The organism is Oceanobacillus sp. NCCP-135 (assembly GCF_059698015.1).
The window spans coordinates 162,074-174,316 of sequence record NZ_BAAKSZ010000004.1; the positions used below are offsets into that span (position 1 = coordinate 162,074).

Annotated in this window: 11 protein-coding genes; 5 read left to right on the plus strand and 6 right to left on the minus strand. The window is 37.8% G+C overall.

Annotated features, from left to right (window positions below):
• Positions 1-2: 2 nt before the first annotated feature.
• Genes AC6HVZ_RS04685 through AC6HVZ_RS04695 form a run of 3 tightly spaced genes read right to left on the minus strand, consistent with a single transcriptional unit; the run spans position 3 to position 3,575 of the window.
• Positions 3-1,910, minus strand: a complete 1,908-nt coding sequence (locus AC6HVZ_RS04685) for a PTS fructose transporter subunit IIABC (RefSeq protein ID WP_497556981.1) — start codon at positions 1,908-1,910, stop codon at positions 3-5.
• A complete protein-coding gene (gene pfkB / locus AC6HVZ_RS04690) occupies positions 1,897-2,826 on the minus strand; it encodes a 1-phosphofructokinase (protein WP_497556982.1) in 930 nt (309 codons plus the stop codon). Before pfkB ends, AC6HVZ_RS04685 begins: the two co-directional genes overlap by 14 nt.
• Positions 2,823-3,575, minus strand: a complete 753-nt coding sequence (locus AC6HVZ_RS04695) for a DeoR/GlpR family DNA-binding transcription regulator (protein ID WP_497556983.1) — start codon at positions 3,573-3,575, stop codon at positions 2,823-2,825. The genes pfkB and AC6HVZ_RS04695 overlap by 4 nt, the downstream gene beginning before the upstream one ends.
• Positions 3,576-3,778: 203 nt before the next feature.
• On the opposite strand from AC6HVZ_RS04695, the gene AC6HVZ_RS04700 reads away from it, so the two are divergent.
• Together AC6HVZ_RS04700 and AC6HVZ_RS04705 are read left to right on the plus strand one after the other, a co-directional pair.
• The gene (locus tag AC6HVZ_RS04700) at positions 3,779-4,318 is read left to right on the plus strand and encodes an HD domain-containing protein (protein WP_497556984.1); all 540 of its coding nucleotides are present in this window, start codon (positions 3,779-3,781) and stop codon (positions 4,316-4,318) included.
• 252 nt (positions 4,319-4,570) lie between these two features.
• Positions 4,571-5,014 (plus strand): SRPBCC family protein, encoded by a 444-nt coding sequence (locus AC6HVZ_RS04705; RefSeq protein ID WP_497556985.1) that lies wholly within the window; start codon positions 4,571-4,573, stop codon positions 5,012-5,014.
• A gap of 103 nt (positions 5,015-5,117) precedes the next feature.
• Here the strand turns inward: AC6HVZ_RS04705 and AC6HVZ_RS04710 are convergent, their stop codons facing one another.
• Together AC6HVZ_RS04710 and pepT are read right to left on the minus strand one after the other, a co-directional pair.
• The gene (locus AC6HVZ_RS04710) at positions 5,118-6,152 is read right to left on the minus strand and encodes a D-alanyl-D-alanine carboxypeptidase family protein (RefSeq protein ID WP_497556986.1); all 1,035 of its coding nucleotides are present in this window, start codon (positions 6,150-6,152) and stop codon (positions 5,118-5,120) included.
• A gap of 549 nt (positions 6,153-6,701) precedes the next feature.
• Entirely contained in the window at positions 6,702-7,931 is a 1,230-nt protein-coding gene (gene pepT / locus AC6HVZ_RS04715; RefSeq protein WP_497556987.1) for a peptidase T, read from the minus strand.
• 126 nt (positions 7,932-8,057) lie between these two features.
• Between pepT and AC6HVZ_RS04720 the strand changes: the two genes are divergently transcribed.
• From AC6HVZ_RS04720 to AC6HVZ_RS04730, 3 genes are read left to right on the plus strand one after another with little or no spacing between them, the layout of a single operon-like run.
• Entirely contained in the window at positions 8,058-8,558 is a 501-nt protein-coding gene (locus AC6HVZ_RS04720; protein WP_497556988.1) for a GNAT family N-acetyltransferase, read from the plus strand.
• Position 8,559: 1 nt separating this feature from the next.
• Positions 8,560-9,402, plus strand: a complete 843-nt coding sequence (locus AC6HVZ_RS04725) for a sulfurtransferase (RefSeq protein WP_497556989.1) — start codon at positions 8,560-8,562, stop codon at positions 9,400-9,402.
• A 1-nt stretch (position 9,403) separates the two neighbouring features.
• Positions 9,404-9,967: a DNA-3-methyladenine glycosylase I gene (locus AC6HVZ_RS04730; RefSeq protein WP_497556990.1), complete on the plus strand. Its 564-nt coding sequence runs from the start codon at positions 9,404-9,406 to the stop codon at positions 9,965-9,967.
• A 265-nt stretch (positions 9,968-10,232) separates the two neighbouring features.
• On the opposite strand, the gene AC6HVZ_RS04735 is transcribed toward AC6HVZ_RS04730, so the two are convergent.
• Positions 10,233-12,002 (minus strand): methyl-accepting chemotaxis protein, encoded by a 1,770-nt coding sequence (locus tag AC6HVZ_RS04735; protein ID WP_497556991.1) that lies wholly within the window; start codon positions 12,000-12,002, stop codon positions 10,233-10,235.
• Positions 12,003-12,243: the final 241 nt, after the last annotated feature.

Below are 12,243 nucleotides of genomic sequence, written 5' to 3' on the forward strand. Positions count from 1 at the left end.
CTTTATTGTGAAACCCTTAACTTCTTTTTAAGAATACCTGCAATTAATGCGGTAACGATCATTCCGATAATGATAGCGAGCAGGTAAAACAGAATGGAAATCAATCCACCTTCCACAAGCCCAACAACAAAAATTCCTCCATGCGGTGCGCGTAACCCGATATCGAATAACATAGTAAGTGCACCGGCTACTGCGCCACCTGCTACTGAAGCAGGAATAACACGGGCGGGGTCTGCTGCTGCGAATGGAATAACACCTTCTGTGATAAAGCAGGCACCAAGTACATACGCCGTTTTTCCGGCTTCTCTTTCGGGCTTAGTAAAACGCCTTTTAAATATTGTTGTTGCAAGTGCCATACCAAGTGGGGGAACCATCCCAGCAGCCATAGCAGCAGCAATGAATGTATAATTTCCTGCATCGAGCATTGCAATTCCAAACGTATAGGCAGCTTTGTTCACAGGACCACCTAAATCAAATGCCATCATTGCACCGATGATAATACCGACAAGCAGTTGATTTGTTCCACCTATGCTTTCCAAAAAGGATGTAAGACCTGTATAAATCTGAGTAAGTGGTGGGTTGATTACCATCATAACTAATCCAGTAACAGCAATGCTGAGAACAGGATAGAATAAGACTGGTTTAAGACCTTCTAGCGCATCGGGTAACCCTGATAAAAGCTTTTTAATTAGTAATGTAGCATATCCGGCAAGAAAACCCGCAATAAGTCCACCAAGGAAACCTGAACCACCATCGACTCCTTCCACTCCGGAAACAGTTATTGCAATCAGACCACCGACCATACCAGGTGCAAAGCCAGGACGATCAGCTATACTTGAGGCTATAAATCCAGCCAGTACTGGGACCATTAGAAAAAATGCATTTCCGCCACCAATGGTATTCAGCATGGCTGCAAATGTGTTGTATTCTTCACTGGCTGGATCACTTGAGTTGATTCCCCAGAAGAAAGATAAAGCGATTAAAATACCACCACCCACGACAAATGGAAGCATGTTAGATACACCGTTCATCAAATGTTTATAAAAGCCACTTCTTTCAGCTTTTTCTTTAGACTGATCTGTTGATTGTTCATGGGTATAGACAGGTGCATCTTTGGCTTGAGCACGATGTAATAAACCCTCCGTTTCATGAATGGCTTTTCCAACTGCTGTTTGGATAACGTGTTTTCCATGAAACCTAGCCATTTCCACTTTTGTATCTGCGGCAACAATGATAGCATCTGCTTCCTCTATTTCCTTTTCCGTCAGTCTGTTTTTCACACCACTAGAACCATTTGTTTCCACTTTAAGTGAAATACCAAGTTCCTTCGCAGTTTCTGACAGTTTTTCTGCCGCCATATACGTATGAGCAATACCGGTTGGGCATGCTGTCACAGCAAGGATCCTTTGCTGGTCAGCTTGTTTCACTGCTTCTGGTATTTCAGGTGCCTCTAATTCTACTTCCTTTTCACTTACTGCCTCAAGTATTTCTTTTGTTTTCGTTGCTTTTAAGATTTTTTCCCGGAATCTTTTGTCCATTAGAAAGGTAGATAAACGGGAAAGTGCTTCTAAATGGTCATTATTTGCACCTTCACTTGCGGCAATCATGAAAAAAAGATGTGCAGGTTGTCCATCAAGTGAGTCAAAATCTATACCATCTAGAGATCTACCAAAAGCAATTGCTGGGGTTTTCACTGCAACTGATTTTGCATGTGGAATAGCTACACCTTCGCCAATACCTGTTGTGCTTTGTTCTTCTCTTGCCCAGATGTCTTTTTTATAAATGGTTTTATCCGATAATTTCCCAGCAGAATCCAGCTTACTTATTAATTCTTCCAAGGCATCCTGTTTAGAGGCTGCATCCAGATCTAGAATAATGGTATCTTCTTTTAATAATTCAGTGATTTCCATTTGAACCACATCCTATCATAGAGTTTACTTTTACTTGTGCCACGAGCTTTTCCACATCATCTTTATTGCATAAATCTGATTGAAAAGCCGTTGCACTTCCCGCCGCTACTGCATAACGGAATGCCTCTTTTATATCCTGGTTTTTAATATATGAGGCAATGAATCCAGAAACTAATGAATCGCCTGCTCCAACTGTATTTACAGCTTTGCCTTTTGGCGCCTCGGCTGTTAATACATCTTCACTGGTTACTAAAATAGCCCCTTTAGTGCCAAGTGAAACGATAACGTGCGCTAGTCCATCTTCAATAAGCTGCTTTGCATAATGGGCTGCCTGTTCTCTCGTGGATATAGTTGTTCCGAATAGTTCACCAAGCTCCTTTTCGTTCGGTTTAATTAGAAATGGTTTTGCTTTAATTAATTGTTTAAGAGCTGGACCTGATGTATCCAGTACAAAATGAACGTTACTTTTTTGGCAAATAACTGCAAGTTTGTTGTAATTTAAAGAGTCAGGTAGATTCCCCGCCAGAATGAACCAATCACCAGATTGTACTCTCTCTAGTTTTGCTAATAATTTATCTTCAAGAGCTTTGGTTATTGTTGGACCAGGCCCATTTAATTCTGATTCCCTATCTGCCTTAACCTTTACATTAATGCGAGTAACTTCATCTATTTGAATAAATTCAGTCTGAATTCCTTCCTGTTGTAAATAGTTCTCAATAAAGCTTCCCGTAAATCCTCCTGCAAAGCCTAGCGCTGTATTATTTACACCCAGGCGCTGAAGTACCCGGGAAACGTTGATCCCTTTTCCGCCCGGATAGAAGTATACCTCTTTGCTACGGTTTAATTCTCCGATTCGAAATTCAGGTAAATAGGTGGTGTAGTCTACGGATGGGGTAATCGTGCATGTGTAAATCATGTCTCGATCTCCTTTATCATTGTTAGATTTGATAAGATTTTAAAGTCTTTTTTCGGTATTTTGCTAGTAATAATAGTAGCATCGTTTAAGTTGCATATTTTGGCAAAACTAACTTTGTTTAATTTTGAATGGTCAGCTAAAACGTAAATATGTTTGGAAAAAGAAGCTGCTGTCTGCTTTACATCTGCTTCAATAGGATCTGGTGTAGTGAAGCCATAATCTTGATGAAATCCATTTACTCCTAGAAAGCATTTATCAAAGCGGTAATTTTGAATGGTTTGGATTGCCTGTGGACCTATAAGTGCACTAGTTTTGGGTTTGATCATGCCTCCGGTCAAATAAGCAGAAATATTGTGTTCGATTAATAAATCTGCCAGGTTTAATCCATTTGTTACTGCAACGATGTCTTTACCCTGTAGAAAAGGAATCATTTGAGCTGTCGTAGTGCCTGCATCCAGGTAGATGCATTGACCTGCTTCAACCAAAGAAGCAGCAAATTGAGAGATCTTAATCTTCTCTTGAAGGTTTTTGGTTGATTTTTCGAAAAGACTTGATTCTTCCAGACTTTTTGAAGGCAGTGTTGCTCCACCGTGTATCCGTTCAAGCTTTCCTTGCCTCTCAAGTTCTGTCAGATCTCTTCGGATTGTAGATGGAGAGGCGCTTGTGGCTTTTTCTATATCCTTGAGTGTAATCGTTTGCTTATCATTTAATAATTTTTCTATACATCCTAGTCTTTCCGTAGTTAACATTCGTCATCACCTCGGAACCATTTATAAAAATAGTATAAACTAAACCTCGTTAATAATCAACCAAATTCATTCAAAAAAAACCAATAACTACCATATTTGCTTAAATTGGTTCAGATTATAGAAATTCGGCAATTAACCATTGCAAAGATATAGAAAACATGATATAGTCAGTAAAATTAATTTCAGAAAGGAGTAGAGATCTTATGAGAAACGTGACATTAGAACAGCTTTTCATGCACCCAATTACGCAAAAATATTTAAAAAGATCAGGGATAGCACATGCTGTAGCTGTGGCTGAGTATGCGTATATTTTTGCCAAACGATTTGGAATTGATCCTGATCATGCTACAAAAGCGGCACTGCTCCATGATGTTGGCCACTATACATGGTATCGTGATGGGGAATGGGATTACGATCTATATAAAGAAAATGATATCCATGCAATCAAAGGAGCAAGCCGTGCACATAAGCTGTTAATTCGGATTGGTGAGGATCGTCATGTTGCGAAGGAAATTGCAGTTGCTATTTTACTGCATACAGATTCTTATCTACCAAAAGGAGAATTAAAGTTAACTCCATTACAACAGGTTGTAAATCTAGCTGATGAAGCAGATGAGGAAACCGGTGGAAATCATCATTATAAAAAAATTGAAGACTATAAAGCGATAGAACGAATTCAAGCACTGGATAGGCAAATTAATTCGGAGGTAACAAGTATTAGCAAGTCAGAGGGAATTGTCTGAATCTGGAAAAGGCAACACCCCTATCCTCTCCCTACACACTACTAACTACAAAAAAGAATCCACTTTGTAGAGGTTGTTCCAAAAGTACGGTACAAATGACAGATCGGGATAGATGGATCTTCGACTAAATACCGACACGTCCTTGAAACAAAAAAACACTTTTTCTCATGAAGATGTGCATGGAGTAAATGCGATTTGAACAAAAAAAGTTATGTTAAAATAAAGGTAAACTTTTGATTGTAGGTAAAGCTAATGAAAACATGGTCCCATCATATAGAAATCAATGCGCCAATGGAAGATGTTTGGAAATTATTGAATGGATCATTGGAAGATATGCAGAAGATAATGCCAAATGTAATCGAAAATGAACCAATTAAAGAAACAGAAGAAATTACTGGAAGTATCTATCGACAAAAATATCAAGAGGGAAAACGTGTTCAAGAATATGATGTCGAAACGTTAAAATACGAGGACACGCAGGATCATAAAGAAATGAAGGTTGGCTTCACCCTTGCGAATATGTTCGAAATAACAACACATTATGAGTTAGATAAGATAGATGAAGCTACAACCTATTTTCGGTATACAACAACAAATAAACCGCTTAACGTCCTGTTGAAATTAGTTATGTTTTTTGTGAGTGATAAGGTAGTGGTTCAGTTTGTTGAACGTGTGAAAAACGTAGCTGAAGCTTAACAATCACGGGGAGGTGCACATCCATTTGTGATGTTTTTGTGGTTAACAGGGAAATCAAAAGCTCCTACTTAAAAGCAGTAGATTAGGAGCTTTTCGAAAAGTATTACTCTATTCCTAAATATTCTTCTAATGTACTTTCGTCAGACATTATTGTTTTTGCTGTCTTCTTACCAACGTATCGCAAATGCCACGGTTCGTATTGGTATTCCGTAATTTCTTCTTTTCCTTTTGGGTAGCGAATAATAAAGCCATAATCAGCTGCATGTTCCACCAGCCATTTCCCTTCATCAGTTTCCCCGAATTCTTCTACCAATTCAAAATTCACCTCTGAGTTGGTTACATCCATTGTTAACCCGGATTGGTGTTCACTTTCGCCAGGCTGTGCACTAAACAAATTCGCAGCTTCTTCACCATTTTTTTCTGCATAATTATTGAAAAGCATTACTTGTGTTTCATAGGAGCGATAACCAGATTGAGCATATAAATCGAGTCCCGCTTTCGTTGCAGATTGAAACAATTTTTCCATTGCCTCTGCTGCCACTTTACGCATCTTTTTCTTTGGCAGATCCTCATCGAATGGAAATGGGATATCAGGAACTACAAGATCTTCGGGAACATAATCTGCAGGCAAAGCACTTTGCTTATTGACCAGTGCAAGCTGATCATATGGATTAAATAGAATACTTACCCCATTGTCCGTTGTACTGGTTTCTGTTTCCTGAGGCAGGCCAGCTCCGGGCTTAATTGTTTCCTCTGTTGCTAAAAGCCCCTTGAGAATGTTCTTTGTTTCTTCATTATATACACCTGTAGCTTGAATATTCTGCTGTAATTGTAAATCAGTAATAGCCCAGGTGGTTGTTTCGTCATAAGTACTATTTATCTCAAATGAATAGCCTATAAGATTCAATGTATGTTGAAGTGCTTGAACCATGTCGCCAGTATCTTTCTTTTGCAATCCCGCTTCCGGGACCTGAATCGATTCTTCCTCTGTATCATCGGATTCAGAAGGATAGGTTTCATTACTGGATTGGGTTGTATCAGATGAATCAGTTTCATTCGTATTATCTGTATCGCATGCGGTTATAAGTAAAAGACTTGAAACCAATGCAAGGCTTATCACTATTTCTTTTTTTACCAAATTAGTTCTCTCCTCATGTATAGTCGCCAATCTTCATTTTCTCATAAAGTTAATCAAAGGAGCAATAATTATTTTGCAATCCCCAAAACATCAGAAAATTCACTGCAGTTTCAATTTTTTGTGGGATAATTACAACGTATTTTTAAAATAGGAATAGAATGATTGCAAAATTAGCTGAAGCAATATAAATAGTAGTAGAAAAAAGAAGGATTTTCCGGTGTAGTATTTGCAAAAATATGTATCATTCTGCATACAAGTGCATAAATCGGACTGCTGCCTTGTAAATAAGACGAGCACGTAATCTATATCAACGAACCGGTATGAAGCTGATGGTTTTATTAGTTAAAAGTGAAGAAGTATATGCCAAAATGCTTGCAGTGAAAGAAGCATGCAATAGGAAGTAAAGAGATTGTCACATCAGTGAGACAAATACCATGAGGTACTAACATTCAGTGGGGGAGGAAGGGAAACCAAACCCCCATTGAATGAAGTTTTACTTTATAGAATCGGGCGTAAAATCACGCTCTCTTTAAGGTAGCTGACTGATGCCTACTTTTGCTCAAACAATTTACAAATTTCTACAATCACGTTTGTTGCTTTTTCCATATTATCAACAGAAATATATTCAAACTTTCCATGAAAATTCTCTCCGCCTGTAAAAATATTCGGTGTTGGTAGTCCCTTATAGGAAAGCTGTGATCCGTCCGTTCCACCTCGGATTGGTTTTACGTCTGGCTCAATGCCTAGATTTTTCATTGCCTGATAAGCTATATCAACAATTTCTTTAACGGGTTCGATTTTTTCGCGCATATTGTAGTACTGATCAGTCATTTCAAACTCAACACTGGATTCTCCATATTTTTCGATCATTTCAGCTATGAATTGGTCGAAAGTGTTTTTTCGTGCTTGGAAATTCTCTTTGTCAAAGTCACGGATGATATAAGTTACCTCGGTTCTTTCCACATCTCCGTTTACAGAGATTAAATGATAAAAACCTTCATAGTTTTCCGTATGTTCAGGTGCTTCCAGTTCGGGAAATTTGGTTATAAATTCTGCAGCCATTTTCCCTGAATGGATCATTTTATTTTTTGCTGTTCCTGGGTGGACGCTATTTCCTTTAAAAATAACCCGGGCAGCTGCGGCGTTGAAGCTTTCATACTGCAATTCACCAAGTGGACCGCCATCAACAGTGTATGCGTAGGAAGCATCAAAACGTTCTACATCAAACTTGTGTGGTCCGCGCCCTATTTCCTCATCTGGGGTAAATGCTACACGAATCCTGCCATGCTTTATTTCCGGGTGTTTTATTAGATAATCCATAGCTGTCATAATTTCAGTAATTCCAGCTTTGTTATCTGCACCTAGAAGGGTTGTGCCGTCTGTTGTAATCAGTGTATGCCCTCTATAGCTTGGCAATTCAGGGAAATCCTGCGCAGATAAAACAACATTCAGTTCCTCATTCAGTGTGAGATCATTTCCATCAAAGCTTTCTACAATTTGTGGATTCACATTTTTTCCGGTAAAGTCAGTAGCTGTATCTACATGGGCTAAAAATCCAATTGTTGGAACTTCTTTAGCTGTGTTTGCCGGAAGGGTCGCCATAACATACCCATTGTTGTCAGCTGTGACATCTTCAAGCCCGATTTCCTTTAACTCATCAACCAGCAGATTAGCAAGTTTAAATTGCCCTGGTGTGGAAGGGGTTGAATCGTTAGTATCATCGGATTGTGTATCAATCTTTACATAAGTAGTAAATCTCTCAATTATATCCTTTTTCATTTTAATTTCATCTCCTATATTGATTTAATCTTATCTTACTATAAATTATATCGGGATACGAAATATATATAAGATAAAAGGATAAAAAGAATATGTATTGAATATATAATACGAGGAGTGAATAGCATGATTAGAAACGCTGTTAAAGAAGATGCTGGCAATCTGGCGTCCTTAATAAAAGAAGTAGAAATGGAAAGTCCTTATATGCTCTATGGATCAGGAGAAAGAAATCCAACGGCCCGTAATCAGGAAAAAATGATTGAAGAACTGAATCAACAATCAAATTCGACAATTATTGTGGCGGAAATAGATAATCATCTGGCAGGTTATCTTTTTGCAATTGGAGGGCGAGCAAATAAAACTAAACATAGTGTTTACATTGTCATAGGTTTGTTGACTACGTACCAAAGAAAAGGCATAGGTATAGAATTGTTTCATCATTTAGAGAGCTGGGCTTTAAAACAGCACATACATCGGTTAGAATTAACAGTAATCACTGAAAATATTGCCGGTGTGAAATTGTATGAAAAAGCTGGTTTTGAAATCGAAGGCGTGAAACGAGACTCTTTGTTTATGGATGGGGGATATTTTGACGAATATTATATGAGTAAATTATTGGAGGGGTAGAATGGCTTACTTAATTAGTGTTAATCGACTGAAAAATCGATTGGAAAACAAGCAAAATAATACGGTAATTGTGGACGTGCGGTTTCAATTAAATGATCCGGATGCAGGGAGAAAGACGTACTTGAAAGATCACCTCCCTGGTGCAGTTTATATGGATTTGAATAAGGATTTATCCGGCAGGGCAGAAAAGCATGGGGGAAATCATCCGCTGCCAGACATGAAAATGTTTGCTGTGAAGGTTGGAAAGATCGGTATTGATCATAATACAACTGTTGTTATTTATGATCAGGCAAATGACATGTTTGCATCACGTTTATGGTGGCTGCTTGATAGTCTTGGGCATGATAAAGTGTACGTGTTAGATGGAGGTTATGATAGCTGGGTAAATGAGGGATATAGTGTTACAAATGAAATCCCAAAGCTAAAAGCAAAATCGTTTAAGACTGAATTTTTAGAAGATAAAATAGTAAATATTGAGGAATTGAAAGAAAAGCTAGAGAAGGATTCAGCAGTACTAATCGATTCCAGGGCCAACGCTAGATATTTAGGGGAAACAGAGCCACTTTACGGGAAAGCAGGACATATTCCCGGTGCAAAAAACTTCTTTTGGAAGGATGTTTTAACAAAGGATGGTACTTGGAAAAAGAATGGAGAGCTTAAAGATCATTTTGCTTCCTTGGAAAAAGATGAAGAAATTATTGTTTCCTGTGGTTCAGGCGTATCAGCATGTCCAAATATTCTTGCGTTAAAGTCTGCCGGATTTACAAATGTAAAGCTGTATCCTGGGAGTTTTAGCGACTGGATATCCTATGAAGAAAATAGAGTAGAAACAAAGGAAGAGTAGAATGAATAAAAATCGTTGTGAATGGGTTACATCTGATCAAGTCTATATTGATTATCATGATCTTGAATGGGGGAGGGCCGTCCATGATGATCAAAAACTGTTTGAAATGCTCTCACTTGAAGGGGCACAGGCTGGTTTAAACTGGATTACGATCCTTAAAAGACGTGAACACTACCGGGAAGCTTTCGATGCGTTTGATCCTGAGATTGTTAGTAATTATGATGAGGCTAAAATCAATGAACTTTTGCAAAATAAAGGTATCATTCGAAACAAACTCAAAGTTCGGTCAGTTATTACAAATGCTCAAGCCTTTTTGAAGATTCAAGCGGAATTTGGCAGTTTTGATGCATATATTTGGCAATTTGTTGGGGGAGAGCCAATAAAAAACGATTGGGAAGCACATGCAGAAGTACCAGCCATAACAAAGGAATCGGAGCAAATGAGCAAAGACTTAAAAAAACGTGGATTTAAATTTGTCGGACCAACGATTTGCTATGCTTTTATGCAAGCAATCGGGATGGTTAATGATCATATAAAAGCTTGCTATTTACATCCTGACAAATAATAAAAATAGTTGCCTCCATTTAGGAAGGCAGCTATTTTTATTTTAATTAATTACTGATTAGAGAGAAGTTCAAATAAGGAATTTGGTTCTATCACGCATTAACGGGCTGTAATACTCCCACCTCCAAGCGTGAGAAATCCCAAACGTGAAGGTGGGGGAGGAAGGGAACCCCCCACTAAATGAAGTTTCCCTTTATCACTGATTTCTACCCAACTAACCGCTGATCTCTTGCCACTGGAAAGATGTGGCAGCACTTTGTTCTGTTCTATACAAATTTAAATGCTTTCAGCTCATTATGCAACTGCTCAGCCAATTTAGCCAGAGTCTGGGCACTATATGACACTTCTTCCATGGAGCTGGAAGTTTGCTGGGCTGATGCAGCAGCTTGTTCAACCCCGGCAGCAGATTCTTCTGATACAGAGGCAATCTCTTCAATCAAATTATTCATATTCGTACTATTTTCGGCAATATCTTTTAAATTGGTTGAGATGAATGTAATTTTATTAACCATTTTCGTAACGGATGCATTAATTATGCCAAAATTTTCACCGGTAGTTTCGATTTGATTTGTTCCAGCATGGACTTCTTTATAGCCTTTGTTTAAGGACTCGACGACTTCACTTGTCTCTGATTGAATGCTTTTTACAATCGATGTAATTTCTCCAACAGAAGATGCGACCTGTTCGGAAAGCTTTCTCACTTCATCAGCTACGACAGCAAATCCTCTTCCATGCTCGCCAGCTCTAGCTGCTTCAATTGCAGCATTTAATGATAATAGATTTGTTTGGTCGGCTATATCTTTAATAACAAGAACAAGCTTGGAAATTTCGGCTGATTGCTTATCCAATCCCTGAACTTTTTGTACAGCTTCAGCAACAATAGAATCAATTCGCTTCATTTGGTCAACCGATTTTTTCATAAGCGCTGTACCATCAGTTGTCAATGAAAGGACTTTATTGGAACTTGCTGAGATTTCTTGGCCATTTTGTTCGGAAGTCAGTACCTTTTGTACAAAGTCATTCATATTTTCAGCTAGATCAGAAGCACTGTTTGCTTGCGTTTCTGCACCTGTGGAAATTTCCTCCATCGTTATGGCTATTTGTTCATTGCCTTCTTTTACTTCATTTGCTGATTGCTTTAATTCATCACTCTTTTTTTGTACAGAGGTTGAAGCTGAAGCTACTTTATATAGGATGCCATGAATGTTATCCTTCATTTGGTTAACCGCAAAAGCTAATTGACCAATTTCGTCTTTTCCTTTATAGTTTACCGGTTCCACCTTTAAATTCCCATTAGCCAATTGTGATGTTGTATGTACTATAATTTGTAAACCGGATGAAATTCTCCGACTGATTAAAATCATCATTATTATTCCAATTAAAATTGCAGAAGCATTGGCTGTTATTAATGTAATAACACTGGAGTTTATAATGCTTTTAGATTCCTTTACGGTATTCGCCTGTTCTTCTCTAATAATCTGCATTAATTCATTGACTAATTCAACCGTCTCCGTTCTTAATGCAGAGGAACGTTTCCTGATGGAGTTAGCCATAAATTGCTGTTCATTTTCAACTGCATCCTTAATTTTGCCGAAAAACAGTTCGTTTATTTTATTGTCATTTTCAATAATTGTAGTAAACAATGATGTTTGATATTCCGAGCTCATGGTTGGTTCTAGTTTTGCTGTTAATCCATCAAACTCTTGCTGATATTCAGTGAATGTATCGACATGTCTTTTGTTTCTTGTTAAAAGATAATCGGCAATCTGCACATCCTTTATTTGAACCATGGAAGCAAGTTCTGCCATGTCACTGAATCGATTGCTTTGCTGTTCAACCGCATCGATTCCTTTTTGTCCTGCATTTAATTGGAGAAATACGATTGCTGATGCAATTAGTATGAGCATAGCTGAGACGAAAAAACCTGTTAAATACTTCGGCCCAATTCTTATATTTCTCCAGTTAATGAAAGGTTTCTTTGTTTTCAGTTTTTTATTTTTATTATTATTTTTATTATTATTTTTATTTTTCCCCATTAGTATCCCCCAAGATAGATTGTCTTTTTCTTTATATCGGCATTTTTCGATAAGTATTAAGTACTATTATCATAAGTACAAAAAACAATGGGACATAATTATGATTCGAAAATTCAGATATTGATAATACTGATAAATTCAAATAAAATAAAAATAACTGTTATTTAAGGAGGTAGGTGGTTAGATGAATCATGCTGATAGTGGCATGATAAAACTAAGAGAATATCTCATCATAGGGGGA